Raw genomic sequence first — 26,405 nt, forward strand, 5'->3', positions numbered from 1 at the left:
GATGTCTTCATCATTGCCGACAATCCTGAGTCTGTATATATTTAATAAGTTTGTTTTTTCTATCCATTGATCAGCTTTTGATAAGAATTGATCTGCTGTTTATCGCGCCTGCTCGCGAGGAAAAAGCCCGCCAAACCCCCATGCTGGCGGGGTTGACGCGGTAGCGGGGCGGAATGGCCTGAACTGAGCGGTCAGTCATGTGAGAGCTTCGTGGCTGTCATCTATGACCAATGGCCTAGATGCCCTGCGAGCGCCTGCTCTGCGAGCGACAGACGACGAACTGCGCCGCATCACTTCTTGTGACATCTCTTGTGACATCTCTTGAAACAACCCCGGGACAGGACACGACATGACTCTGAAACAGCTGAAGGCCTTCGTGGCCGTGGCGCGCACGTTGTCCTTCGCCGAGGCGGGCACGCTGGTACATCTCTCGCAGCCGGCCCTGTCGTTGGCGGTCAAGAATCTGGAGGAGTCGCTGGGCGGGCGCCTGTTTCAGCGCTCGACCCGACAGGTCAGCCTGACGCCGGAGGGGCGCGCCTTCTTCCCGCTGGCCAGGCGCCTGCTGTCGGACTGGGAGCATGCCGAGGATGAGATGCGCCAGCGCTTCAGTCTCGGGCGCGGCCGCGTGGCCCTGGCCGCGATGCCGACCTTCGCTGGCAATCTGCTGCCCGGGGTACTGGCCGATTTTCGCCGCCAATATCCGGAGATCACCATCGAAGTGAACGATGTCATCGCCGAAGAGGTGGTCGAGCGGGTCACCGATGGCCGCGTCGAGCTGGGGATCTGCTTCGACCCCGGCGTGCGGCAGGACCTGGTGTTCGAGCTGCTGTTCGAGGACCGCTATGTGGCGATCATTCCCCCCGGCCATGCCTTGCTGGCAGAGGCGCCGACCTCCATCGAGTGGTCACGACTGCTCAAGGAAGACTTCATCACGCTGCAGCGGCCCTCGGGGGTGCGTCGCATGCTCGAGAAGCGCCTCGAGGATGCGGGCATGGCGCTGCATGTCGCCTTCGAGACTCACCAGCTGGTCACCTGCGGTCGCATGGTGGCGGAAGGTCTGGGCGTCAGCGCGGTGCCGGCGATGAGCGCGGCGCAGATGAGTGCGCTGGGCTGTCAGTGCCTGCCGCTGACAGGCCCCGAGATTCAGCAGCGGGTCGGGGTGATCCGTCGCGGCCGCCATGAGCTGTCGGTGGCCGTACAGGCGATGCTGGAGACCCTGCGCGCGCGTTATCCGTCGGCGGATTGAGTCCGGGGCGCAGTGACGCAGGGAGCGACAACAAAAAGGGACAACAAAGAAGGCGTTAGAGCAGGAAGTGGCAGGAAGAGGGCAAGAGGAGAGCGAGAAGAGAGAAAGCAGAGTGCACAAGAAAGATGGCCTCAGCGCGAGGGCGTCAGCAACTGGCGGTAGGTCAGGCTGATGCGCAGCCCCTCCAGCTTGCGCGGCGGCAACGCATGATGGAGGCGGTCCTGACAGCCACGGCCCATCACCAGCAGCGAGCCGTGCGGCAGCCACAGATTGAACGCCGGCGTGCCGGCATAGGGGCTGCGCGGATGGCCCTTGAAGCGCAGGGGGCGTTCTCGTCCCAGCGAGATGGCGAGCACGATCGGGCGAGTGCCCAGTTCCGGCTCGTTGTCGCTGTGCCAGCCCATGCGGTCGGCACCATCGGCGTAGCGATTGGCCAGCAGGCTGTTGAAATGCTCCGGGATCACGGGCTCGCTGCGTCCCAGGTCATCGCTTTGCGGGCTCAGCTCGTGATTGATGGCATGTCGCGACAGCTCGCCCAGCTGCCAGGCGGTCATGTGCCAGGGGTTGGGTTCGAACAGGCTGCCGGAGTAGCGATAGCGGGCGCCGACATCGCCCATCCACACCTGACGGCGTGGGATCGGGTGCGTCTTGCCATGCACGCTTAGGCTGGGGCGCTGCCAGTCGAGATCGCCCTCCAGCGTGACGAGGGCCTGATCGGCCTGCAATGGCGTCAGGGCGCGCGGCTTGAGATACAGCGGATGCAGGGGGTGGCGGTACCAGCCGTGCGCGAGGGTAAGCCAGCCCTCGGGCAGCTCGCGCGGGCGAGCTGCCAGGGCCGAGCCATCCGCCGCCGTCTGGCGCGCAGCTCCATCAGCCGCGGACGTCGAATCAGAGGTCGTGAGGGCGGCGAAGAGATCATCGCCAGCAGAAGGAGTCGTCATGCGGCGAGAGTGCCAGAGCCGCGTCAGGTTGGGCAAGTGGCTCTCGATTCGCGCCGACCCCGGGCTGACGCATGCCTCGTGAGCGTCAGGTCGTCAGCAGCGCCTCGAAGGTCAGGATGGCCACCTCGGCAAGGCCCAGACCCAGCAGCGCGCCGGCCAGCACATCACTGACGTAATGCAGGCCGAGGATTACCCGGGAAAGCGCAATCAGCAGCGCCAGCGGCGTGACGAGGATGGCAAGCTCCGGCAGCTGCTGAGCGGTCAGGCTGGCGAAGAGGGCAGCATGCAGGGTATGGCCGCTGGGGAAGCTGTAGCGGTCCAGCGGTGGCATGGTGCAGTTGATGGTATTGAAGGTGATGAACGGGCGCTCCCGACATAGCCGTGTCTTGAGCGCGCGGTAGAGCAGGGCCCCGGCGCCGGCCGCCAGGCCGAATTCCAGAAACAGCCAGCCGCCCATGGCATGGTGCAGCGGCAGGCTCAGCGTCAGCAGCGCCCATACTGGCCAGTCGCCCAGGCGCGAGACGATACGAAACAGGGTGAGTATCGGCCGGAACAGCGCCAGGCGTGCGACCTGGCGGCACAGGCGCCACTCCAGAAGGTCCAGTCGCTCAAAGACGGGAAGGCTGCGATCGTGCATCGGGCTTCTCCTCGGCGTGACGCAGGCAGGTCAGAAAGCCCTCGGCGATGCGGCTCCAGCCCAATGGTTCGACGCGCACGCGGGCGGCACGTCCCAGTCTGGCGATGCGGGCCGGCCGCTGGCAGGCCTCCACCGCCTGTTCGATGAAGCGTTCCGGCTGGCTGCAGGGCGCCAGCAAGCCCTGGTGATCGTCGCGGATCACCTCGGCGGCCGCCGCGTAATCGAAGGCGATCACGGCCAGTCCGCTGGCCATGGCTTCCAGAACCACATTGCCGAAGGTCTCCGACAGTGACGGGAAGACGAACAGGTCGGCACTGGCGTAATGGGCGGCCAGTGCCTCGCCGGTCTGGAAGCCGGCGAAGATCGCCTCGGGCAGGCGCTGTTCCAGGCGTTCGCGCAGCGGGCCGTCTCCCACCAGCACCAGGGCGAGGTCCGGTTGCACGGCCAGCATGGCCTCGTAGGTGCGGATCAGCAGCTCGATGTTCTTCTCGGCGGCCAGGCGCCCGACGTGCAGCGCGACGGGTTGCTGTGAGCTGACGCCCCATGACTTGCGCAATGCTTCGCTGCGATGACTGGGCGAGAAGCGCTCGCAATCCAGGCCGCGTCCCACCACCTGAACATGCTCGAAGCCTTGCTGCATCAGGCTGTCTGCCTGGGTGCGTGTCGGTACCAGCGTCATGTTGGCGGCGTTGTGGAAGCGGCGCAGGCCGCGCCGCACCAGCGGGCGTAGCGCCTTGAGCCGGTAGTGGGTGCTGTATTGATCGAAATTGGTATGAAAGCCCGCGACCACCGGCAGGCCCAGACGGCGGGCGACCATCAGTGCGCTGATGCCCAGCGGGCCTTCGGTGGCGATGTAGACGACGGAGGGGCGATGCTCGCGCCACATGCGCATCAGGCGCTGCGGTGCCGGCACGCCTACCTGCACGGTGTCATATCCGGGCAGGCGGAAGCCGCGTACCTGAAGCTCCTGCTGGACACGCGGTTCCAGGCTGCCATCTCGGGTGGCGGGACGAATGAGTTGGAGCTCACAGCCGCGTGCGATGAGTTGATCGCACAGATGACTCAAGGTATGAGCCACGCCATTGATCTCCGGATGCCAGGTTTCACTGACGAAGGCAATGCGCTCCATGACGTCTCCCTAGATGACTATTGTGGTCATTATCGAGAGAGGGAGTGACGGCGGCATAACAAGCAGGTGACGAAGCGATGACACACCCTCAACCCCTCACAACTCAGAGGTATGAGGGTTGTCTCATGAATCGTCAAGCAAGGACGACAGTCACCGGCGTGGCACCGGCGCTGTCGTCATCTGGCGGGGATTGGAGGTGGTGCCATGTCGGCTGGTGCCGTGAAGCAATGCTGGTTCAGCGCTTCTCGAGAATCTCGCGCGGGTCGATCGGCTTGCCGCCGTGGCGCACGTCGAACAGCAATTCATGCTGACCGTTGTTGCCGCGTGCGACGCGACAAAGCGGCGTGCCCGGAGTGACCTGCTGACCCACCTTGACCAGAATCTCGCCGCACTGGGCCAGCACGCTCTGCAGGTTGCCGGAGTGATGCAGGATGACCACGTTGCCCAGTTGGCGCATGGAGTCGGCGAAGCGCACTTCGCCCCGCGCCGGTGCACTGGCGATGCCGCTGGCGGCGGTACGAATCTGCATGGGCGCCAGCTGGCCATTGCCGTTGGTGCCGAATTCACGCGTCACGCTGCCGGCGGCAGGCCAGCGCCATGACTGACCCGGCTTCTGCAGCGGGCCGGGGTCCGGGCGAGCGACCAGGCTGCCACCGCTGGCGCGCGCGGCCGGGGCGCTGCGGCTCGGGCCACCGTTGAGCGGCACCGAGATCAGCATGCCGACATCGAGATCATTGGGGTCCTTGCCGGGGTTGGCGGCCTGAATGCGCTGCGGGCTGGCACCGAAATAGCGTCCGACCTTGGAGTAGGTATCGCCGGGGCGCAGCTGATAGCGATACGGGCCGCCGGAGGGTGCTCGCTCACGCGCGGTGGGCACTAGGATGCGCTGACCGACCTTGAGGTCACGAATCTTGACCCCCGGATTGAAGCGCGTGAGGCGCAGCAGGGGAATGTCGGCATCGCGTGCGATCTGCCCCAGGGTATCGCCCTTCTGGATGGTGACCCACTGGCCGGCCGGCGAGCCGGAGTAGCTGCCGGTCGCGCAGCCGCTCAGCCACAGGCCGAGACAGATCAGCGCCAGCCAGCGCAGCGCGAGGCCAACACGCTGCAGAAGTGGACGGTTCACGTCAGGTTCGGCCTGCGCTCGTGCCGTGAAGCCCGCGGCATTCAGGCCGTATTCAGTGTTCATCAATGTCATTCCCTGCACGTGACAGTCGGGCATCCTTGTCCTTCCAGACCTGATTGAGCCATTGCTGGAAGCGCTCGCGATAGGCGGCGTCCGCATGATAGTTGCCGTCGAGCATCCAGGGCTCCAGCGGCCGCTGAGTGATGACGAGCGTGATGTCGCCCCCGTGACCGCACAGGAACTGCCAGAAACTGGCATCGGCATGCCGGTAATCGAGGGTGGCATCCAGAATACCGGAAAGTCGATCGCCAAGCGTGTTGATCACCTGGGCACTGCCGCCGGCACGCGGCTTGAGCAGATGCTGGAAAGGGCTCTGCTGCTGGTTGTGCTTGGCGGGCGTGAAGCGAGTGCCTTCCACGAAGTTGAAGATCGCCATCGGCGCCTGTCGCGAGCGCTCGCACATGCGTCGCGTCGCTTCACGATCACGCTCGGCGAGCCGCGGATTGCTGGCCAGTTTCTGCTGGCTGTAACGGCGCATGAACGGGAACTCCAGTGCCCACCAGGCAAGGCCGATCACCGGCACCCAGATGAGCTCCTGCTTGAGGAAGAACTTGGGCATCGGCGTGCGAAGGTGCAGGGCGTACTGGAGAACGAAGATGTCAGTCCAGCTGCGATGATTGGCGATCACCAGCCACCAGCGGCGCCGGGCAGACCCATCACGCAGCGACTGCGGTACGTGGATGTCCCAGCGCGGGCGCAGCACATGGCGAATCCACAGGTTGTTGGTGCCGATCCAGCCCATGGCGAGGCGGTTGAGCCCCTCCAGCATGTGCAACTGCAGGCGGCGCGATGGCGTGATCAGCTTGAGTGCGGCCAGCAGATACAGTGGCAGCGCCCAGCACAGGGTATTGATGATCAGAAAGACAAGGCTGATGACACCTCTGATACTCGACATGCATGACTCCTTCATCAGGTGGCGCCATCGTAATTCACCCAGGAGTGGATGCCCACCCCGCTTGCGTGGGGGATGGCAACCCTGCGTTGCACGAAGCGAACGCCCCTCAGGTCGAATGGCGGGGCGCACGCAGCTGTGGTGAGATGCATCGCCGGTCATGTGACGGGTCGGTGCAAGGGAAAGGTCGTGGCAGGGTTCACGTTGAAGTCACGCCGGGCACCGTCAATCATCGCCGCCGCTGCGCGGCGATATCTCAGGGAGTGAGAGTGGCATGTGGTTGCAGGGACTGTTGATCGGGCTGGCGCTGGCCGCCTTCGTGTTGATTGCCATCGAGGATGTGATCCATCTCAACAAGGCCAAGACGACCTTGTTGCTGGGCACCTTCAGCTGGTTGCTGCTGTTCATCTTCGGCCCCGCGGCCCTGGCGGTGGATGATGTCCCCGAGGCCTTGAACGAGAACCTGCTCGAGATCGCCACCTTGTGGCTGTTTCTGATGGCGGCGATGACCTTCGTGGCCTTTCTCAATGCCAAGGGGCTGATTGCCAATCTGATCTACCGTCTGCTGCCGAAACGCATCGGGGAGCGCGGCCTGCTGTATCTGACGGGGCTCTTTGCCTTCGCCTTTTCATCGCTGGCCGACAACATCACCGCGACGCTGGTATCGCTGACCCTGGTGCTGTCGCTGGGCCTGGCGCCGAAGAAGACGCTGCGCTTTGCGGTGCTGGCGGTATTCGCTGTCAATTCCGGCGGCGTGGCGCTGATCACCGGGGATGTGACCACGCTGATGATCTTCCTGGCGGGCAAGGTGCGCATCAGTGAACTGATGCTGCTGGCGCTGCCGTCCTTCCTCAGCGTGATGCTGTTGGCGACGCTACTGCTGCCCGGGCTGGGAGGCGAGGTGAACCTGGTGCGCGAGCCGCGCGAGACCCGGCGTCTTGATCGTCTGGTCGCCTGGCTGTTTCTGGCCACCATCCTATCGACCCTCGGGCTCAACGTGCTGTTTGGCGTGCCGCCGCTGCTGACCTTCCTGTTCGGGATGTCGTTGATGTTCCTGCTCGGGCATGTCGCCGAACGGCGCAGCGACAGCGAAGAGCGCCGCATACTTGATTACATTCGTATTATCGAATTCGATACGTTGCTATTCTTCCTCGGCATCCTGCTGATGGTCGGGGCGCTCAAGGAAGCTCGTCTGCTGGAAGGCCTGGCACAGCTCTATGCCCTGATGCCGGCGATGCAGGCCAATTATCTGGTCGGGCTGCTCTCGGCGCTGGTGGACAACGTGCCGCTGACCGCCGCAGTGCTCAAGGCGGATGTCAGCATGAACGATGCGGAGTGGCTGGCGCTGACCTATGCCGCAGGCGTGGGTGGCTCGCTGCTGGTGATTGGCTCCGCCGCCGGGGTGATCGCGCTTTCCAAGGTGCGCGAGGTGAGCTTCATGAGTTATCTGCGCTTCTTCCCGGCGTTGTTGCTGGCCTACAGCGTGGGCTATCTGGGGGCATACTGGCTGGGCGGGCAGATCACGAATACGCCAGTGACATTGGCGCTCTCGTCTCTGGGCTGATGTGGAAGTTGATGGGGGTGTTCACTACGGCCACAGCCGCTGCCGCAGTCGCTGCCACAGCGGCCGTCAGATGCACTGCCTGATGCGTGGTCGGAAGGGGAATTGGCGCTGTTTGCGGTCGGCTGATCATTTTTTGATCAATCTGTCTGCGCTCGCCTGATCTCGATGGCGATACCTAGATGTACAGAGATTCTTCACAGCTTTTTCCACAGCTTCTGTTGATAACCTGTCTGCGACGTTAGGTTTAGAGGCTCAGACACAAGACTCAGGCATGGCGGGGGAAAGCGGCGGGGGAAGCGGCGAGTCGTGCAGTGATGACATCATGAGGTGATGCCATGAAGGGTGATGGCAAGAGGGGCGTAAAGGGTATGGCATGAAAGGGCATGTCACCCTCTGAGCACAAGAGCCCCCTACGCATGCGTAGGGGGCTGAATGCGACTCATCTCATTGCGCAGTGCTGCCAAGAGGCCATTACGCGCTGAGCTGGCACAGCGTATGTTCCGGCAGCAGTTGTTCTGCGGGACGCTGTTTTCCTTCTTGTTGAGTCGTCACCGGTGCCGTCGCCAGCAGGGCGATGCCGCCCAGCACCACCATATGCTCGTCACCGTCCGCGAACACCATGCGCTGGGCGTGGGCCGGGTAGTAGTGATACTGCAGCTTGGGATTGATGGGCAGTACCGCATGATGGCGCCCGGTCTGCGGTGCCATGCCGTAGGCCAGCATGCCCTCGCAGACCGCTTCCAGCGTTTCGCCAAGCTCTTCGGCATTGAAGCCGACATGGTGCAGGCGCGGCCCCATCACGGAGAGCCAGGCAGCCAGCGGGTTGGCCTCGAGCAGGCGCTCGAAGGTCGGCCAGTCCGGCATGTCCCACGGACGGCAGGGCGCGAGCAGGTTCTGTCCCTTGCAGTCATCACGATGACTCTGACTGATCAGGCGCTTGAGCAGGTCGCGGTGCATCGGCGGCAGGCTGTTGGCCTGCAGTTCCGCCAGCATGACGGCAGCGCCACCATCCGGGGGAAGCAGCAGATCGACCAGCAGGCCGCGGTCGGCCATGGCGTACTGTTTCACGCGGCGATAGCCCTGGTGATACAGGCTGGGTAACAGTTTCTCGCTTCTGAAAGGCCCCTGATTCAGCGTCAGGAACATCAGATATTCAGGGTTGATGCTGTCTGGCCAGATATCCAGCGCCCCGATGTCGGGATGGCGATGGACGAAGTCCAGCCATAGCTGCTGTTGGAATTCCTTGCGTTGCATGATGCCTCCTTGGACGGCCCCTATGACCTCAGTGCTGGAGCGATTATAGGTAGTCGTGCAAAGGGGTATTCAACGCCATTATCCGTTTTTTCGCGTTTCTTGATCGGAGAGTAAAAATGCCAGTGCTGGTGGCGTATTGCGTGGTTCTCATGGTGTGGTCGACGACACCGCTGGCCATCTCGTGGAGCGCCTCGGGCTGGCTGCCTGCCTGGTCGGCGATGGGCAGAATGTTAATTGCTGCATGCCTCGGTTACCCATTGTTACGCATGATGGGGCTGAAAATGGACCTTTCGCGTGGGGCATTGCGCAGCTACTCGGCAGCTGCTCTGGGTATCTGGGGTGGCATGTACTTCGCCTACCTCTCTGCGGCCTGGTTACCAAGCGGTATCATGTCGTTACTGTTTGGACTGGCACCTTTGCTATCAGGGCTTTATGCACGCTGGTGGTTGAAAAGTGCTCCACTTGACAAGTTGCAGTGGATGGGGTTTGCGTTGGCATTGAGTGGACTGGCCGTCGCGGTCTCGGATTCCCTGGCGTTGCCGCCGGGCAGCTGGAAGGGAGTCCTGACCATGCTGCTGGCCGTCAATTGCTTCGCGGCCTCGGGGGTACTGGTGCAGCGCGAGCGGGCAGGGCTGCATCCGCTGGTGCAGACGGAGGGTGCGCTGCTGGTCTCGCTGCCGCTCTATCTGGTGTGTGCGCTGATCGTCGATGGCGTGCCGCAGGCCCTGCCGGAGGGGCGCCCGATGGCGGCCATCCTCTACCTTGGCATCTTCGGCTCGCTGATCGGCTACCTGTGCTACTACTTCGTGCTGTCACGCCTGTCGGCTAGCACGGTGGCGCTGGCGACCTTGATCACCCCCATCTTCGCCATGAGCCTGGGCGCGGTGCTCAATGATGAGCTGATCTCCAGCCGCGTGCTCGCCGGGGCCTTGCTGATCGTGATCGGGCTGTGTGCCTATCTGTTCGGCCCGCAGTGGCGGGCGCGCCTGACGTCCCGCCGCCTGTCGCAGGGCTGAGCAGGACTCGGGCCGCTCGCCTTTCGAGGAATCGGGTCTGCACGCAAGGTGTTGCCGAGTGCCCCAACGACAAGGGCCGCCCCTGCCGGGGCGGCCCTTGTGTCTTTTCAGGCGCGACTGAGCGCTCTGGCGAGCCGTGCGACGTCAGTCCTGATTGTTCTGGAACAGACGCTTGAGCTCGACCATGGCGGCCTGCTCGCTGTTGACGAGTGCTTTCTGGTCGTGACGGTGCTCGTAGTTCTGCTTGAGCATGTTGTCATCCATTTCCCGGAACGCGCGCGCCACTTCCGCCGCGCGAGCACTGGGGTAGCCCATCGCCACCAGCAGTTCTCCGCCCATCTCCAGGCTGCTGGCATAGGTGTCACGAATCACGTGCTCCACGCCCAGTTCCATCAGCTCCCAGGCGTGGTGGCGGTTACGGGCACGCACGAACAGCTTCAGGTGCGGGAATTGATGGCGCACCATGCGTACGATGCCTGTCGAGGTCTCGGCATCATCGACCGCCACCAGCATGATCCTGGCCTGCTCGGCACCCGCTGCCCGCAGCAATTCGGCGCGGCTGGCATCGGCGTAGAAGATACGCGACCCGAACTGACGCACGAACTCGACCTGGGTGATATTGGGGTCAAGCGCGGTGAAGTTGATGCCCTGGCTCTTGAGCATGCGCGCGCTGATCTGGCCGAAGCGGCCAAAGCCGGCGATCACCACCTGCGGCGTCTCCTCACCGAAGTCCTCATCATAGGGACGCTTGGCTTCGCTGGTGGCGCCGAGGTGGTGGGCATAGCGATAGAGGAAGGGCGTGGCAGCCATCGACAGGGTCACCGCACTGATCACCAGGCTGGTGAGGGTCTGATCGAAGATGCCGGCGGCCATGCCGGCGGTCAGCAGCACGAAGTCGAACTCACCACCCTGTGACAGGACCGCCGCCAGCGGCAGGGCCTCGGCCATCTTGAGGCGTGCGACGCGTCCGACCAGCGTGATGACGATGACCTTGCCGAACATCAGCGCCAGCGTCAGCGCCAGGACGGTCAGCGGACGCTCCATCACCAGCGACACGTCGACCGACATGCCCACGGCCATGAAGAACAGCCCCAGCAGCAGCCCCTTGAAGGGCTCGATGTTGGCTTCCAGCTCGTGACGGTAGACGGTATCGGCCAGCAGCACCCCGGCCAGGAAGGCGCCCAGGGCCATGGACAGGCCCACCCATTCCATCAGCAGCGCCGTGCTGATCACCACGAACAAGGCCGCGGCGGTGAAGATCTCGTGGATCTCGCTGCGCGCGACCATCTTGAGCAGGCGCGGTACGACAAGGCGGCCGACGATGATGACCGCCGCGATCATGCCGATGCCCTTGGCGATGCCGATCCAGTTGGTGCCGGTGGAGGCATCGAAGTTGTCAGCGAACAGCGGCATCAGGGCCAGCAGCGGGATCACCGCCAGGTCCTGGAACAACAGGATGGCGAAGGTCGACTGGCCGTGCGGCGTCGCCAGCTGCTGATTCTCGCTCAATACCTGCAGCGCGAAGGCGGTCGAGGACAGCGCCAGAATCAGGCCCAGCAACACGGCGGCGGGCAATTCCAGCCCCAGCCACAGGCCGACAGGGGTGAGCAGGGCGCCGCACAGCAGCATCTGGGCGCTGCCCAGGCCCGCAAGCTTGAGGCGCATGTCCCACAGACGCTTGGGCTCCAGTTCCAGACCGATCATGAACAGCAGCATGACGACCCCGAATTCGGCGAAGTGCAGCACTTCGCCAGGCTCCGAGATGAAGCCGATCAACGACGGACCCAGCAGTACCCCGATGGCCAGATAGCCCAGGATGGAGCCGAGGCCCAGACGCTGGAAAAGTGGCACGGCAACCACCGCGCACCCCAGCAGCACGGCGCCTTCCATCAACATGTTCATGTGCGTGTCCTTGTACATACACGGGCGGAGAAGGCAGCGATTGTCGCTGGCCCCTCCTTTTGTCGCAAGCGGCAAGGTGCGCAAGACGCGACCCTGTGCACAGCGTTGTGGTGCGAGTAAGCGTCGTGACCAGGGGCGGGAGGCGGTGACGCAGGCACAAAAAAGCCCCCGCCAATGGCGAGGGCTTCAGCAGTGAAGCGGCTGATGGCGGCGATCAGGCCTGCGGCATCAGAGCTTCGTCCTGCACGTACTGGTTGAACTCGGTGAAGCCACCGATGTGGGTCTGATCGACGAAGATCTGCGGCACGGTCTCGACCGGCTTGCCGATGGTCTTTTCCATGTCGGCCTTGCTGATGCCTTCGGCATGGATGTCGATGTAGCGGAAGTCGAAATCATCGCGCTTGGCGGTGAGCTCTTCCGCGAGGTCCTTGGCGCGGACACAGAAAGGGCAACCCGGACGACCGAAAATGACTGCAAGCATGAGACTCTCCTAAGGTTCGTGACTCTCGTTCAGCCCGTACTGGGTGGGCCGAGAAAATGGCGCCGGCACTGCCGGTGAGTAATGGATGACCGCCATTGTGCTTGAGCCTGCCCGGGTTTGCCAATTGAGCCGTACTACCAAAGTCATTGGGGCAATCAATCACTGCCGTGCTGAGGATTAGCCCATCAGCAGCAGATTGGCGCCAAAGCCACCGACGATCAGCAGCGTGAACAGGATCAGCGCGAGCAGGAAAGGCTTCATGCCCAGTGAGCGCAGACGATCGATGCGAGTCTCGACGCCCAGGCCTGCCATGGCCATGGTCAGTGCCACGCTGCCGAGGGTAGAGAGGCTTGAGTGCACTGCCGCCGGGATCGCGCCGGTGCTGTTGATGCCGGCCATGGCGATGAAGCCCAGCGCGAACCACGGAATCGTCATGCTGCCGCCGGTCTCGCGGTCATCGCCCTCGGTGCGGGCACGCATGGCCCACAGCTTCGGCAACAGCAGCAGGAAGGGTACCAGCATCATCACGCGCATCAACTTGACGATCAGCGCATTGGCCAGGGCGTCCGGGCCGACCGCTTCACCGGCGGCCACGACCTGAGCGACCTCGTGGATGGTGGAGCCGATATAGATGCCGAACAGGCCTTCATGCATGCCGCTCAGCGGGTAGAGCAGCGGGTAGGCCAGCATTGCCAGCGAGCCGAACAGCACCACCGTGGCGACGGCCATGGCGGTGGCCGCCGGGCGTGCCTTGATCATCGATTCGGTCGCCAGTACCGCCGCGGCGCCACAGATGGCGGAACCGGCACTGGTCAGCAGTGCGGTGTCGCGGTCCAGCCCCAGCCAGCGCGTGCCGATGAAGTAGCCGCTGCTCAGCACCGCGGTGATCACCAGCACATCGAGGAAGACGACGCTCCAGCCCAGGCCGAGAATCTGCTGCAGGGTGATGGAGAGGCCGAACAGGATGATGCCGAGACGCAGCAGCTTCTTGGTCGCGATATGCAGCCCCGGGGAGAGCGCCGCGGCGTGACGGCTGGTGATCGGCAGGTTGCCGACCACGATACCGCACAGCAGGGCGAAGACCAGCGGGCTGATGCCGGTGGAGGCCAGCGCCGGAATGGAATGCAGTGCCAGTCCCACCAGGGTCAGGCCGCCACACAGGGCGAGGCCCGGCAACATGCGGCGCAAGCGCTCGGCAGTGGCGGGGGGAGTCAGGGTCTGTGCGTCCATGAGCATTCTCCTTGAGGAAGGTGGCCTATCCCGTGCGGAACATGGCCTGTCTTGTTATGGGTCGTGCGCTGGCGTGTGGTGCACGGCTGTCATCGGCAAGGGCGCTTGAGCCTGCGTCGCTTGCTTAGTGTCTCTGGTTTGATGATTAGTCTATTCGGGAATATTATTCGGCAGTTAGTCGATTATTCTTTTATTACATACCGGAAAAACCGATATGCAGATCCACATCACGCTGCGCCAGTTGCAAGTGTTCGTGGCGGTGACCCGCCACGGCTCCGTCAGTGCCGCGGCGCGCGAGATCGGCCTGTCGCAATCGGCGGCGAGTCAGGGGCTGTCCGAGCTTGAGCGTCACCTCGAGGTGCAGCTGTTCGAGCGCCTCGGTCGCCGCCTGGCCCTGAACGCCAATGGCCGCCGCCTGTTGGCGCGCGCCGAGCAATTGCTGGAGCAGACCCACGCGCTGGAGCTGGAGGCGCGTGAGCCCGGCGTGGTGGATGGCAACCTGCGCGGCGAGCTGGAAATCGCCGCCAGTGCCACCATCGGCACCTGGTTGTTGCCGGGGCTGGCGGGGGCCTTCATGCGCGAACATCCGGGCACCGAGCTCAATCTGCGCCTGCGCAATACCCACCAGGTGGTGGAAGCGGTGCTCAACTATGACGCGGAACTCGGCCTGATCGAGGGCGACTGCCACGCGCCGCGCCTGATGAGCCAGACCTGGCGCGAGGATGAGCTGGTGGTAGTGGCGCCGCCGAGCCATCCGCTGGCCGTGCGCGGCGTGGCGCTCAGCGATGAGGACCTCGCCACCGCCGACTGGATTCTGCGCGAGGGGGGCTCGGGCACGCGGGCGGTCTTCGAGCGTGCACTGCACGGGCGGATCGAGCGCCTCAAGGTGCGCATGGAGCTGGGTCAGCACGAGGCCATCAAGCAGGCCGTGTTCGCCGGGCTGGGGCTGGGGTGTCTGTCGCGGCTGTCGGTGGCGGCCGAGATCGCGCGTGGCGAGCTGGTGGTGCTGGCCACGCCCCAGCTCAACCTGAAGCGGCGCTTCTCGATGCTGTGGCACCCGGAGCGTTACCGCAGCCCGCTGTGGCAGGCGGTCAAGGTCTATCTGGAAGCCAGCCCGCGCTGAGGCGTCGAGGACGAAGCCGCCGCGCGCTTGATAGTTTGCTAACATAGGCGCTCCCCGCGAGCCGGCTGCCGCCGAGCCACGCCGCCGAGCCACGCCGCTGAGCCACGCTACTGCGCCTGAGCCACGGGGAGCGTAACGGTCTGTCTAGCGTCCATGGAGATGATGATGAGCACAACGGTCGAGCTTTATTACCACGAGAGCGATGCTCGTGATGGCGCCGAGGAACAGACAACGAGCCAGCAGGACGCGACGCCGCTGGTCATTCTTCACGGCCTGTTCGGCAGTGCCGACAACTGGCGTTCGCATATCAAGTCTTGGTCGCGGACACGCCGCGTGATCGCGGTGGATCTGCGCAACCACGGCCGCAGCCCGCACGTGGCCGGCATGAGCTACCCCGAGCAGGCCGCGGATGTCATCGCGCTGCTCGACCGCCTCGCCATCGAGCGCTGTGACCTGCTGGGCCACTCGATGGGCGGCAAGGTCGCCATGCAGGTCGCGCTCGAGGCGCCCGAGCGTCTGCGCAGCCTGCTGGTCGCCGATATCGCGCCGGTCGCCTATGGCCACGGGCATGACGATATCTTTGCCGCCTTCGAGGCGGTGCGTGACGCGCGCCCGGCCTCACGCAAGGAGGCCGACACGGTGATGGCGCAGCATGTCGATACCCCGGCCATTCGCCAGTTCCTCGCCACCAATCTGGTGCGTCTCGACGATGGCGCCATGGGCTGGCGCGTCGGGCTGGACCATATCGCGGCGGGTTACCCGCAGATCGTCGAGGCGCCGCACGGCCAGGGGCCGGTCGAGCTGCCGGCGCTGCTGCTGTGGGGCTCGCGCTCCAACTACGTGCAGGCCGAGGGCCTGGCGACGATGCGCGAACACTTTCCTGCGCTGGAAGATGACTCGCTGGAGGCCGGCCATTGGCTGCACGCCGAGCGTGCCAGCGAGTTCCAGCAGGCGGTGGTGACGTTCCTTGATCGCGTCGCACGCGCTTGAGTACGCCGAGCAGCCACTCCGAAAATCGTCAGCCGGCCGCGAGCGAGCGGGTCATCCCGCCGGTGACCACCCACGAGCGCCTGGTGGTGGCGCTGGTCACCCTGCTGCAGTTCGCCGTCATCATGGGCTTCACCATGGTGATGGCGCTGGGTCCCGACTTTGCCACCTCGCTGGGCATTCCGCTGGATCACCTCGGCTATATCGTCGGCAGTTATCCGCTGGCCGCCGCGGTGGGCACCCTGCTGTGGACGCGACACGCCGATCGCTTCGATCGCCGCTGGGCAGTGCTGGGCTTCCTGTTCGGCGCGGCGCTCTGTCACCTGATCGCCAGCTTCGCCACCGACTTCGAGACCCTGCTGGCGGCGCGCATGCTGGGCGGCCTGTTCGGCGGGCCGGCGGCGGCGACGGCGCTGGCCATCGTGATCGACGTGGTGCCGGGAGTACGCCGGGGGCGCGCCATGGGCCTGGTGATGGGTGCCTTCTCGGTGGCCTCGGTGCTGGGGCTGCCGTTTGCGCTGTGGCTGTCGCAGGGCTTCGGCTGGCAGGCGCCATTTCGCGCCGTGGCGCTGCTGGCGCTGCTGGTATGCGGGCTGCTGGCCTGGATACTGCCGCCGATCCGCGGCCATCTCGATAACCCCGAGACGCGTCAGCGCAGCCGCAAGGGCACCACGATCCTGAACATCCTGGCCCAGCCCGACCATCGCCTGGGGCTGGCGCTGATCGCCACGGCGATGTTCAGCAATTTCCTGGTGATTCCCAACCTGGCAAGCTATCTGCTGTTCAATCTGGGCCTGCCGCGCGAGGATCTCGGTGGGCTCTACATGATCGGTGGCGGGCTGTCGCTGGTCGGCATGCAGCTGACGGGGCGGCTGTGTGATCGCTATGGCTGTGTCTGGCCGGGCACCATCACCTGCCTGATGACGGCGCTGGTTGGCTGGGCCTTCCTGCTGCATTCGCCGGGGCCGTCGCTGATCTGGATCGGCTTCGGCGCCTACATGCTGTTCTCGTCGGCGCGGCGTGTGACCCAGAATACGCTCAACAGCTTCATTCCCGCCGACCACGAGCGGGCAGCCTTCACCAGCACCCAGAGTGCCGTGCAGCATCTGAGCTCCGCCGCCGGCAGCTATGTGGGCGCCGGACTGCTGGTCAGCACGTCGAGCGGCGCGCTGGAAGGCATGCCGCTGCTGGTCGCGGTGCTGATGATCGCGCTGGTGATCCAGCCGCTGCAGATCCTGTGGCTGTCGCGTCGCCTGGCACGCCGCTAACGCTTGTCGAATAGGCACAAGACGGCGAGAGTGAGCCGGTCCTGAACCCAAAACGCCCTGTCGGAATCTCCGGCAGGGCGTTTTGCATGGGGCGCGCAAGCGCTCAGCGTTTCAAGAGCTCTGGGCGCTCAACGTCTCAGGGCGCGTTGACGTCGACGGCCAGGTGGCTCAGTGACTGGCGCTTCTTGATCATGCCGCGCTCGAACAGGAAGTCCTCGAAGTCACGATAGCGGCCGGCATCCAGCGCGGCAGGACGCAGCGCGAAGCGCGGCAGGGTGGCGTACCAGGCTTCCTTGTTGAGCTCGGTATCCAGTGCCGGGTCGGAGTCGCGGAACATCTCCCAGCCCTGGTCCGGGTGATTGATGATCCAGGCGGTGGCCTCGCCGACGGCGGCGAGGAAGCCGGCGTACTGTGCCTGCTTGCGCTCGTAGCTGTCGCTGTTGGCGACGAAGATCAGCTCGTCATAGGTCGGCACGCCTTCTTCCTCGATGTAGAAGGCGCGGCCCTTGACGCCTTCCTGGGCCATCTGGGCCAGCTCGAAGTTGCGGAAGGCGCCGGTGACGGCATCGACCTTGCGCGTCAGCAGTGACGGCGTCAGCGAGAAGTTGACGTTGGTCAGCGTGATGTCATCCAGCGTCAGGCCGCTATGCTGCAGCATGGTGGAGAGCAGCACTTCCTCGACACCGCCCACCGAGTAGCCGACCCGCTTGCCCTTGAGGTCGGCGATCGACTGGATGTCACTGTCGGCGCGCACCACCACCACATTCAGCGGCGTGGCGACCAGGGTGCCGATACGCACCAGCGGCAGGCCCTGATCGATCTGCAGGTGCAGCTGCGGCTGATAGCTGATGGCGATGTCGACGCGCTCGGCGGCGGCCAGCTTGGGCGGCACGCTCGGGTCGGCGGGGGCGATCAGCTCGACATCAAGGCCGTGCTTCTTGAACAGACCCAGCTCCTGCGCCAGCACCAGCGGGGCGTGGCCGGGGTTGGTGTACCAGTCGAGCATGACCTTGAACTGCGTCAGCGGCTGCTCGGCGGTGGCAGCGTCCTTGGGGTTGTCCTCGGCGACGTCCTTCGAGTCAGCATCAGCGCTCTGTTCGTCGCTGGCGGCTGGCGGGGCTTCCGCGGCCGGTTCAGCACCGTTCTTGGCCTGCTTGGCGGCGCCGGCGGTCGCTTCCACGGCTTCCTGGCTTGCCACCGGCGCCGAGGCGGGTGAGTCGCCGTTCACCCCGACCTCGGCCTGCTGAGCGACGATTTCCGGCGCTGACTGGGTGCTGGTGGCGGGTTCTGCGTCGGCGGCGTGGGCCGACATGGCGGTGGCTGGCAGGCTGCTCAGGCACAGCGTGGTCAGCAGGGTGGCGAAGGCGGTGGACAGCAGTGAGGCACGCGGTGAACGTGTCGGCTGCGCTTTGCGCCGTGGCGCCGATGACGAAAGAGACATGGCGGAGTTCCTTGTGATCACAGGGTAGTGGTGCTGCCGTTCGTGGGCGGCAGTCGTCAGGCTCATGCAATTTGTGTCGAGCGTCGTTGCGTCTTTCGATAACGCGATCTTGCGATCTTGCGGTCATGCGGTCATGCAGTGTCTGTCCGGAGCCCTGAACGCCTCAGCTCAGGCGTGTCAGCCGGTCGCGGTGCCAGGGCATCAGGGCGCGCAGCAGCGCATCCAGCGAGAAATAGAGCAGCAGGGAGAAGGCGACCAGTACCAGCAGGGCGGCGAACATCAGGTCGATCTCCATGCGCGCGTTGGCGTTAAGCATCAGATAGCCCAGCCCCTGACTGGCACCGGCCCATTCCCCGATGACGGCGCCGATGGGGGCGGCGGTCGCGGCCATGCGTATGCCGGAGGCCAGTGCCGGCAGCGCGGCGGGCAACTGGATGTGGATCAGCCGGCGCCATGGGCTGGCACCCAGGGTATGGGCAAGATCCAGCCAGCCCTGTCGGGTCTGGCGCAGGCCGTCGTAGCCGGTGGAGGCGACCGGGAAATAGATGATCAGTGTCGCCATCACCACCTTGGACAGCATGTCATAGCCGAGCCACAGCACCAGCAGCGGCGCGATCGCGAACAGCGGTATCACCTGACTGATCAGCAGCATCGGCAGCAGCGTGCGGCGCAGGCGGGGAATGAAGGCCAGCGCCAGCGCGGTGGCAAGGCCGAGTAGAATGCCCAGCACCAGCCCGGCCAGTATCTCGCTGATGGTGACGCCAGCGTGATGGGCCAGCAGCGGCGCCTTCTGGATCAGCACCTCGAGCACGGCCTGCGGCGTGGGCAGAATGTAGGGCGGTACGGCGGTGACGACAATGATCAGCTGCCAAAGCCCCAGCAGGAGCAGCGCACTGATGACGAGGTGACGCATGGCGTGCAGACGTTTCATGCGGCCTCCTCGCTATCGCGCAGGCGGGCGATCAGTTGCGCCTGCGCCGGTGGCAGGGCCGGGTCATCCAGCGGCACCGGGCGTGCGGCGCCAAGCCCCGGCAGGCGTTCCAGCTCGGCGCCGTGGCCCGGGAGGCTCGAGGGGCGCAGCACCAGCAGTTGATCGGCGAGGCGCAATGCCTCCAGCGGGTCATGGGTCACCATCAGGACGGTGCGGCCCTTGAGCAGGCGGCTGGCCAGATCATGCAGCTCCAGACGGGTGATGGCATCCACCGCCGAGAACGGCTCGTCCATCATCACGACCGGCGCCTGCTGGTAGAGCGTGCGGGCGAGGGCGACGCGCTGGCGCTGACCGCCGGAGAGGGCATCCGGCCAGGCCTGCTCACGGCCCTCAAGCCCGACCGCGGCCAGAAGCTCATGGGCAAGCTTGCGATTGCGCGGCCGCCGGCGCAGGTCATCGCCCAGCCACAGGTTGTCGATGACGCGCCGCCACGGCAGCAGCAGGTCCTGCTGCGCCATCCAGGCCACGCGGTCGGTCAGCGGCTGACCGTCATCGGTGGCGAGGTCGAGCTGGTGGAGGTCTGACATCTCCAGGCCGGCCAGCAGGCGCAGCAGCGAACTCTTGCCGCAGCCGGAGCGCCCCAGCAGTGCCGTCCAGCTACCGGCCTCCAGACGCGCGGAAATATCGCGGAACAGCGTGTGGCCGGCGTAATCGATTCGTGCGTTGTTGAGGGTGAGTCCCAGCGACACAGGCAATTCCGTGGTCAGGCGGCATGCCGGCAGGAGGAAACAGGTGACGCGCCATGCAGGGCACGCGTCGGGGATTCCCTCCGCCGGTATCAACCGGATCAGGTTCCAGGGGTTGTCGCGCGACGTATCGCTGCGGCTCTCAGCCCATCCTCGGGCACCCCCATCCAGGCCGACAGTGTAACGTCACTGTCTTGCCGGTGTCTTGTCCGGCGCGGGTCAGGGGGGCGGGTCAGGTGGGCAGGGCAGAGGTGGCGTGCGAAACGGACTATGCCGATGTGCCACGCCTTGGGTATGCTGAGCATTACTGTAACAAGACGTGTAGCCCAAGGAGATCATCATGCCCGACACACCGGATCTCTCGACCTGTTCCAGTTATCCCGTTCCCCCGCGGCGGCCGAGCACGGCTGAGGCCGTGGGCGAGCCGCGTCCCGTGCCCAGGGGCTGGCCCGAGGAGTCACTGACCCGCCGGCTCTCGACCTATCTGGGTCAACCGCTCGAACCGCTGGCGCTCGCCTGGCCGGATAGCGCCAACTGGCTATGGCGCCAGCGTGGCGGCACGCCCGGCCTCATCAAGCTGGCGCGCACCGGCCCAGACCATGACCCCTTCTGGCGCGCAATGCGCGGGGTCTTCGGCGCCGATCGCTGGGCGACGCCGGAGGGCCTGACGCGACTGGCGGGCGCCTTGCCCGCGCGTTTGCCGATTCCGCCACTGCCCCTGACCTTTCTGGGGCGTCTCGATGGCGCGCCCATCTGGCACCTGCCGTGGTCCAGCGGGCAGCCGAGTGATCTCAGCATCACCTTCTGTGAGCTGCTGGGCGACCAGCTCGGTCGCCTGCATCAGGATACGGTGTCGGGCTTCGGCCAACCGCTGGCGCAGCCGATGCCGCTGTTGCACTGGAATACCCGCGTCACGCGCTATCTCGCCCATCACCCGCGTCGCGCGGAGCTTGGCACGCTGCTCAAGCGCACCTACCCGGCGCCGACCCGCGCGGTGTGGTGTCTGCCGGACATGCGCGCCGATCAATATCTGTGCGCCGCCACCGGCTGGGTATGGAGCGATTGGGAGGCGCTGGTGTGGGCACCGATCGAGTTCGACTGGGCGCTGGTGGAGTTGCTGCTGGAAACGCCGGAGCAGCGTCAGGCCTTCATGAAGGGCTATTCGCGCCATGGGCGCATGATCGATCTCGATGGCCAGCGTGAGCTGTGTCGTGCGCTGTTGTGGGCGATGGAGGCCTTCGGCCCGCGGTCCTATGCTGAGCTTGCGGCAGCCCCGGCCTGGGTCTCGCCGCGCAGCCTGGCGTGAAATCCGCGTGCTTCACGCTGCAAGTACATGAAAGGTGTGAAATTTCTCTGCAGCCCCATCGCTGACATGGAATACTGTGGGTGAGTCGTCGTGGACGTCACTCGAGATCTGATGTAGGGCTTGGCGGGGGAGCACTCGTGGTAGAGAACCTGAATTATTATTTCTTGCTGGCAGGCACGCTGATCGCCTTGAGCGTGTTGGCCAGCCGCGTCTCGGCGCGTCTTGGCATGCCGCTGCTACTGCTGTTCCTCGGCCTTGGCATGCTGGCGGGTGAAGATGGCGTGCTGGGCATCCAGTTCGATGACGCCTCATCCGCTTACATGATCGGCAACCTGGCGCTGGCGCTCATCCTGCTCGATGGCGGCCTGCGCACGCGGCTGTCCACGTTTCGTGCCGGCCTGAAACCGGCGCTGGTGCTGGCCACCGTCGGGGTCTTCATGACCAGCGGCCTGGTGGGCCTTCTGGCCATGTGGCTGTTTGATCTCACCCTGATCGAAGGCCTGCTGGTCGGGGCCATCGTCGGCTCCACCGATGCCGCGGCGGTCTTCTCGCTGCTGGGCGGCCAGGGCGTTCACCTCAATGAGCGTGTCGGTGCGACGCTGGAAATCGAGTCCGGCACCAACGACCCGATGGCGATCTTCCTGACCATCACGCTGGCCGAGATCCTGACCGGTCAGCTATCCGGCGTCGCGTCGGGCATCATGAGTTTCCTGCTGCAGTTCGGTGTCGGCGCCGCCATGGGGATCGCCGGCGGCTGGCTGATCGCCCGTCTGATGCGCTATCTGGACCTCGCGCCCGGCCTCTATTCGCTGCTGGCGCTGGCGCTGGGCTTGAGCCTGTTCGCCACCACCAACGAGATGGGCGGCAGCGGTTTCCTCGCCATCTATCTGTGCGGCCTGATGATCGGCAATCACCCCGGGCGGCATCTGGAGCACATCCTGCCGGTGCATGATGGCCTGGCGCATCTCTCGCAGATCGTGCTGTTCCTGATGCTGGGCCTGCTGGTCTCGCCCTCGACCATGCTGCAGTTCGCGCTGCCGGCCGCCATCCTCAGCGTGGCGCTGATTCTGGTGGTGCGCCCGCTGGCGGTCATCCTGTGTCTCAAGCCGTTCTTCCGCTTCCGCTGGCGCGAGCTGTGGTTCATCAGCTGGGTCGGGCTGCGAGGGGCGGTGCCGATCGTGCTGGCGATCTTCCCGGTGATCACCGGGGTCGAGAATGCCGGTCTCTACTTCAATGTCGCCTTCTTCGTGGTCATCATCTCGCTGCTGGTGCAGGGCTCGTCGCTGGCGCCGATGGCGCGCAAGCTGAGGGTGGTGGTGCCGCCGGGCGCACAGCCCAGTCGCCGCAACCTGCTCGGCATCATGCCGGTCAATGACTACGAGATGCTGGTCTATCGCGTCGACAACACGGCGCTGGAGGGCGTGGCGCTGCGCATGCTGCGCTTCCCCTCGGGGGCCAAGGTCGGGGCGCTGTTCCGCAACAAGGTGCTGATCCACCCCAAGGGCAGCACCTGCCTGCATCAGCAGGATGTGCTGTGCGTGGTGGGGCGCTCCTGTGATGTGCCGAGCCTCAACCGCATGTTCAATGGCGAGAGTCTGCAGCACGAGCAACGTGCCTTCTTCGGGACCTTCACGCTGGAAGGCGATGCCAACATGCAGGATATCGCCGATGTCTACGGCTTGACGCTCTCCCAGGGCGAGCACCACCTGACCATCGCCGAATTCATCACCCGGCGAGTCGGCGGGGTGCCGGTGGTCGGCGACGATGTCGACTGGCATGGTATCCACTGGGTGGTGAACGAGGTGGAAGGCAATCGCATCACCAAGGTCGGCCTGCGACTGCACTGAGTCTGAGTCCGTGTCTGAGCCTGAATCTGTGTCAGGGCCTGAGTCTGGACCTGCGCCTGCGCCTGCGCTTCACACACTACGACGCCCCCATTGCACTGCGTGTAATGGGGGCGTCGTGTTTGGACTCATCAATATCGTATTCTGTTGATGTCAGGCCAATTTGTCCGTGACAGCGCCTGGCCACCGATTGTGGCCAGCGACAAGGAGGTGACTACATGGCCAGCCCACATCCTCATCTCGCGGGCTTTCTGCGACGATTCGAGCAATTCCCGCCCGGACTCACGGCGGATGAGAAGACCTTTCATGCCACCTTCAACGTGGTCTATGTGCTGGCGGTCAGCTGCCATCTGCTCTACGCCATCCTGCTGTTGTGGCTGGGCGAGATGGGCATTCTGGCGCTGAATCTGGCGATGCTGATCGTCGATCTGGTCTGTCTGCAGCTGCACCGTGCTCGCCGTGAAGCCCTGGCGGCCACGCTGATGGCGTTGGGCACCTGCGCGCAGATCAGCTTCTCGCTGCGCTATTTCGGCTCTGAGGCCGGGTTCGACTACTTCTACTTCGGCGCCTTGCTGTGCATCTACTCGATCCGCATGTCGTTCATGCGGCGCGTTCTGCTGTGTGCCGCCTGCCTGAGCATGCCGCTGCTGGCCTACATCATCCTGATGCTGGAAGGGCCGACCAATCCGCTGCCCGCCGGCTGGATGCTGGCATTTCGCATCATCAATCTGGGCGTCTTGACCATCTTCTTCACGCTGGTGCTGGTGCAGATGGGCTGGTCGGTGGAGCGCCTGCAGCAGCGTTTCGAGACGGGAGGGCGCTTCGATGCGCTGACCGGCGCCCTGAGTCGCGCCGAGCTGGTCGACAGCGGGCGCGGCATGTTGATCAACAACGGGGCGCTGAGCGTGATGATGGTGGATGTCGACCATCTGGCGCTGATCAACGAGACCTGGGGTCGCCAGGCCGGTGATCAGGTGCTCAAGGAGCTGGTGCGGCGCATGCGCAGCATCCTGCGCGGGGAGGACCTGGTCGGGCGCTATGGCGGCGAGGAGTTCGTGCTGTTGTGCCCGGGGCTGCATGGCGAGCGCGTCGATCAGGTGGCAGAGCGCCTGTGCAAGGGCGCCTCGGCGTTGCCGTTCGTCATCAATGACGGCCTCAACAGTCTGGATGTCAATCTGTCGATCGGTGTCGCCCAGCGTCAGTCCGGCGACAAGGACCTGGAAGGCCTGATCGCCAAGGCCGACGTCAATCTGTTCCGCGCCAAGCAGGACGGCGGCAATGGCTTCGTCAGTGACACCCAGCTGGGCCCCGTGGGTGGGCCGGGCATCGCCGCCATCAATTGAGCACAAAGCTCTGTGAGCAGAGCTTCGTGCATGGAGATTTGCGAACAAGGCTTGGTATACAACCCAGCACGCCCCCGGAGAATGACATTCATGTCTCCGGGGGCGTGCGTGTGTCAGGGCGGCATCAGGCTTGCCCTGAGAGGTGTCAGCGGCGGTTGGGCTGGCGACGACGGCCCTTGTTTGCGGACTTGGGGGCGTAGTCGCTGTTCGAGGCCGGCACCGCGAGCTTGGGCGCAAAGCCTTCCACGACTTCGCGCGTCACGAAATAGCCCAGGTGCTGCTCGATGGCGCACAGGTTGCGGAAGTCATCACGCGAGACCAGCGAGATGGCTTCACCGCTGGCCCCGGCACGGCCGGTACGCCCGATGCGGTGGACATAATCCTCGGCGGCGTCCGGCAGGTCGTAGTTGACCACGCGTTGCAGGTCATCGATGTCGATGCCCCGCGCGGCAACGCCGGTGGCCACGAGATACTTGATGGTGCCGGCCTTGAAGTCGGCCAGCAGCTGCTCGCGCATTGCCTGGCTGCGACCGCTGTGGAAGGACTCGGCAGCGATGTCACGCTTCTCCAGCTGACTCACCAGCTTGGCGGCGCCGCGCTTGGTCTCGATGAAGATCAGCGCCTGCTGCCACTGCTTCTCGTGAATCAGGTGGCTCAGAAGGGCGGACTTGAACTCCTTGTCGACCGTGATCAGATACTGGCTGATATCCGGCGCGGTGACGTTCTCCGGTGCGACCATGATCTCGACGGCGTCCGTCACTGCGGTCTTGGCGAGCACGCGCACCTGGGCCGAGAGCGTGGCCGAGAACAGCAGGTTCTGGCGCTCTCTGGGCAGCTTCTCGACGATCTTGTTGATGTCGGCGATGAAGCCCATGTCGAGCATGCGGTCCGCTTCGTCGATGACGAGGGTGCGTGTCTCGTCGAGGTGGATCGCGCGGCGGGTCAGCATGTCCAGCAGGCGGCCAGGCGTCGCCACCAGGATGTCCACGCCCTCGATCAGACGCTGTTGCTGGGGTTCGATCTCCACGCCGCCATACATCGCCATGGAGCTGACTTCCAGATACCTGGAGTAGTGCTGGATGTTGTCTTCGACCTGAATCGCCAGCTCCCGCGTCGGCGTCAGGATGACGGCATGTACGCGCTTGGCACGCACCTTGGGCGCCTGCTGCAGGGTCTGCAGGATGGGCAGCACGAAGCTTGCCGTCTTGCCGGTACCCGTCTGGGCGGCGGCGATCAGGTTGTCACCGGCCAGCACGACGGGGATCGCCTTCTCCTGGATGGGAGTCGGGGTCTGGTAGCCTTGCTCGGTGACGGCCTTGACGATGGAATCGCTCAAACCAAGGGCAGAAAATGGCATGGTGTCTCGACTTGTCTAGAGGGGGAGGGGCAAGCGCACATTCTGCGGCAAGGAATGTCTGGCGCAGTGATGCTCACTGTAGCCGAAAGCCCGCTGACGGCCCGGCGCATCATTGGCCATCGCTGCTCAGGCAGGGTAGCGAAGTGGCGGCGATGGGCGCTGCGCGGCAACAATGAAAAAGCCCCGCCTACCTGAAGTAGACGGGGCTTTCGGAATTCAAGGTGGTGGAGGGACAGGGATTCGAACCCTGGGTAGGCTATTAACCTACGCCGGTTTTCAAGACCGGTGCATTCAACCGCTCTGCCATCCCTCCGACTCACGGAGCGAAATACTACCGAACCTGATGAGAATAGCAAGGGGTAGGCGAAGAAAAATCTTCGGAAAAGCCATCACGGACAATCACTTGCAGCAGGATGGCGCCGGGGTGAGGCCGCCGGAGCCGCCTGCTGGCACCGGACCATGAATCAGGTCATGTGTCAGGCCACGAAAAAGCCCCGCCTACCTGAAGTAGACGGGGCTTTCGGAATCAAGGTGGTGGAGGGACAGGGATTCGAACCCTGGGTAGGCTATTAACCTACGCC

At 64.7% G+C, this 26,405-nt stretch carries 22 protein-coding genes, 1 tRNA gene and 1 riboswitch; of the genes, 9 read left to right on the forward strand and 14 right to left on the reverse strand.

Features of this window, described 5'->3' with window-relative positions; translation table 11 throughout:
- Positions 1–349: 349 nt before the first annotated feature.
- A complete protein-coding gene (locus tag QD208_RS13885; protein WP_043334482.1) occupies positions 350–1,246 on the forward strand; it encodes a LysR family transcriptional regulator in 897 nt (298 codons plus the stop codon).
- 131 nt (positions 1,247–1,377) lie between these two features.
- On the opposite strand, the gene QD208_RS13890 is transcribed toward QD208_RS13885, so the two are convergent.
- The 5 genes from QD208_RS13890 to QD208_RS13910 all read right to left on the reverse strand — a co-directional run bounded on the left by QD208_RS13890 (position 1,378) and on the right by QD208_RS13910 (position 6,034).
- Complete coding sequence (locus tag QD208_RS13890; RefSeq protein WP_279837158.1) at positions 1,378–2,187, reverse strand: alpha-ketoglutarate-dependent dioxygenase AlkB; 810 nt, start codon at positions 2,185–2,187, stop codon at positions 1,378–1,380.
- 85 nt (positions 2,188–2,272) lie between these two features.
- Complete coding sequence (locus tag QD208_RS13895) at positions 2,273–2,824, reverse strand: phosphatase PAP2 family protein (protein WP_043335024.1); 552 nt, start codon at positions 2,822–2,824, stop codon at positions 2,273–2,275.
- A complete protein-coding gene (locus QD208_RS13900; protein ID WP_043335027.1) occupies positions 2,796–3,953 on the reverse strand; it encodes a glycosyltransferase family 1 protein in 1,158 nt (385 codons plus the stop codon). The genes QD208_RS13895 and QD208_RS13900 overlap by 29 nt, the downstream gene beginning before the upstream one ends.
- Positions 3,954–4,188: 235 nt before the next feature.
- Complete coding sequence (locus tag QD208_RS13905) at positions 4,189–5,142, reverse strand: LysM peptidoglycan-binding domain-containing protein (RefSeq protein WP_279837159.1); 954 nt, start codon at positions 5,140–5,142, stop codon at positions 4,189–4,191.
- On the reverse strand, positions 5,132–6,034 hold the full coding sequence (locus QD208_RS13910) for an acyltransferase (protein ID WP_279837160.1): 903 nt from the start codon (positions 6,032–6,034) through the stop codon (positions 5,132–5,134). The genes QD208_RS13905 and QD208_RS13910 overlap by 11 nt, the downstream gene beginning before the upstream one ends.
- Before the next feature lie 271 nt (positions 6,035–6,305).
- Between QD208_RS13910 and nhaD the strand changes: the two genes are divergently transcribed.
- Positions 6,306–7,595: a sodium:proton antiporter NhaD gene (gene nhaD / locus QD208_RS13915; RefSeq protein ID WP_213114316.1), complete on the forward strand. Its 1,290-nt coding sequence runs from the start codon at positions 6,306–6,308 to the stop codon at positions 7,593–7,595.
- A 471-nt stretch (positions 7,596–8,066) separates the two neighbouring features.
- On the opposite strand, the gene QD208_RS13920 is transcribed toward nhaD, so the two are convergent.
- Positions 8,067–8,849, reverse strand: a complete 783-nt coding sequence (locus QD208_RS13920) for a DUF1338 family protein (RefSeq protein ID WP_043335032.1) — start codon at positions 8,847–8,849, stop codon at positions 8,067–8,069.
- Between the two features lie 149 nt (positions 8,850–8,998).
- Between QD208_RS13920 and QD208_RS13925 the strand changes: the two genes are divergently transcribed.
- Positions 8,999–9,865 carry a DMT family transporter gene (locus tag QD208_RS13925; protein ID WP_225348118.1) on the forward strand — a complete coding sequence of 289 codons (867 nt, stop codon included), beginning with the start codon at positions 8,999–9,001 and terminating at the stop codon, positions 9,863–9,865.
- 144 nt (positions 9,866–10,009) lie between these two features.
- On the opposite strand, the gene QD208_RS13930 is transcribed toward QD208_RS13925, so the two are convergent.
- The 3 genes from QD208_RS13930 to QD208_RS13940 all read right to left on the reverse strand — a co-directional run bounded on the left by QD208_RS13930 (position 10,010) and on the right by QD208_RS13940 (position 13,478).
- Complete coding sequence (locus QD208_RS13930) at positions 10,010–11,767, reverse strand: monovalent cation:proton antiporter-2 (CPA2) family protein (RefSeq protein ID WP_279837161.1); 1,758 nt, start codon at positions 11,765–11,767, stop codon at positions 10,010–10,012.
- 214 nt (positions 11,768–11,981) lie between these two features.
- On the reverse strand, positions 11,982–12,248 hold the full coding sequence (locus QD208_RS13935) for a GrxA family glutaredoxin (RefSeq protein ID WP_043335038.1): 267 nt from the start codon (positions 12,246–12,248) through the stop codon (positions 11,982–11,984).
- Positions 12,249–12,425: 177 nt separating this feature from the next.
- A complete protein-coding gene (locus QD208_RS13940) occupies positions 12,426–13,478 on the reverse strand; it encodes a YeiH family protein (protein WP_279837162.1) in 1,053 nt (350 codons plus the stop codon).
- A gap of 214 nt (positions 13,479–13,692) precedes the next feature.
- Here QD208_RS13940 and QD208_RS13945 point away from each other — a divergent pair, with 214 nt between their 5' ends.
- The 3 genes from QD208_RS13945 (at position 13,693) to QD208_RS13955 (ending at position 16,856) form a co-directional block, all read left to right on the forward strand.
- Positions 13,693–14,601 carry a LysR substrate-binding domain-containing protein gene (locus tag QD208_RS13945; RefSeq protein ID WP_043335040.1) on the forward strand — a complete coding sequence of 303 codons (909 nt, stop codon included), beginning with the start codon at positions 13,693–13,695 and terminating at the stop codon, positions 14,599–14,601.
- Positions 14,602–14,766: 165 nt separating this feature from the next.
- Positions 14,767–15,591: an alpha/beta fold hydrolase gene (locus QD208_RS13950; protein ID WP_347882002.1), complete on the forward strand. Its 825-nt coding sequence runs from the start codon at positions 14,767–14,769 to the stop codon at positions 15,589–15,591.
- Entirely contained in the window at positions 15,588–16,856 is a 1,269-nt protein-coding gene (locus QD208_RS13955; RefSeq protein WP_279837164.1) for an MFS transporter, read from the forward strand. The genes QD208_RS13950 and QD208_RS13955 overlap by 4 nt, the downstream gene beginning before the upstream one ends.
- Positions 16,857–16,992: 136 nt before the next feature.
- Here QD208_RS13955 and QD208_RS13960 read toward each other — a convergent pair whose 3' ends face one another.
- The 3 genes from QD208_RS13960 to QD208_RS13970 form a co-directional block, all read right to left on the reverse strand.
- Positions 16,993–18,297 carry an ABC transporter substrate-binding protein gene (locus QD208_RS13960; RefSeq protein ID WP_279837165.1) on the reverse strand — a complete coding sequence of 435 codons (1,305 nt, stop codon included), beginning with the start codon at positions 18,295–18,297 and terminating at the stop codon, positions 16,993–16,995.
- A 163-nt stretch (positions 18,298–18,460) separates the two neighbouring features.
- Entirely contained in the window at positions 18,461–19,228 is a 768-nt protein-coding gene (locus tag QD208_RS13965; RefSeq protein ID WP_279837166.1) for an ABC transporter permease, read from the reverse strand.
- Positions 19,225–19,977 carry an ABC transporter ATP-binding protein gene (locus QD208_RS13970; protein ID WP_200906787.1) on the reverse strand — a complete coding sequence of 251 codons (753 nt, stop codon included), beginning with the start codon at positions 19,975–19,977 and terminating at the stop codon, positions 19,225–19,227. Before QD208_RS13970 ends, QD208_RS13965 begins: the two co-directional genes overlap by 4 nt.
- A 58-nt stretch (positions 19,978–20,035) precedes the next feature.
- Positions 20,036–20,149, reverse strand: a riboswitch (TPP riboswitch).
- Positions 20,150–20,314: 165 nt separating this feature from the next.
- Between QD208_RS13970 and QD208_RS13975 the strand changes: the two genes are divergently transcribed.
- From QD208_RS13975 to QD208_RS13985, 3 genes are all read left to right on the forward strand, one after another.
- Positions 20,315–21,280 carry a hypothetical protein gene (locus QD208_RS13975; protein WP_279837167.1) on the forward strand — a complete coding sequence of 322 codons (966 nt, stop codon included), beginning with the start codon at positions 20,315–20,317 and terminating at the stop codon, positions 21,278–21,280.
- A gap of 137 nt (positions 21,281–21,417) precedes the next feature.
- On the forward strand, positions 21,418–23,127 hold the full coding sequence (locus QD208_RS13980) for a potassium/proton antiporter (protein ID WP_131431696.1): 1,710 nt from the start codon (positions 21,418–21,420) through the stop codon (positions 23,125–23,127).
- 215 nt (positions 23,128–23,342) lie between these two features.
- The gene (locus QD208_RS13985; RefSeq protein WP_054557336.1) at positions 23,343–24,467 is read left to right on the forward strand and encodes a GGDEF domain-containing protein; all 1,125 of its coding nucleotides are present in this window, start codon (positions 23,343–23,345) and stop codon (positions 24,465–24,467) included.
- 145 nt (positions 24,468–24,612) lie between these two features.
- Here the strand turns inward: QD208_RS13985 and QD208_RS13990 are convergent, their stop codons facing one another.
- Together QD208_RS13990 and QD208_RS13995 are read right to left on the reverse strand one after the other, a co-directional pair.
- The gene (locus QD208_RS13990) at positions 24,613–25,824 is read right to left on the reverse strand and encodes a DEAD/DEAH box helicase (RefSeq protein WP_153635434.1); all 1,212 of its coding nucleotides are present in this window, start codon (positions 25,822–25,824) and stop codon (positions 24,613–24,615) included.
- A gap of 222 nt (positions 25,825–26,046) precedes the next feature.
- A tRNA-Ser gene (locus QD208_RS13995) sits at positions 26,047–26,137 on the reverse strand.
- Between the last annotated feature and the right edge of the window lie 268 nt (positions 26,138–26,405).

The sequence above is a fragment of the Cobetia sp. 29-18-1 genome (assembly GCF_029846405.1).
GTDB classification, from domain to species: domain Bacteria; phylum Pseudomonadota; class Gammaproteobacteria; order Pseudomonadales; family Halomonadaceae; genus Cobetia; species Cobetia amphilecti.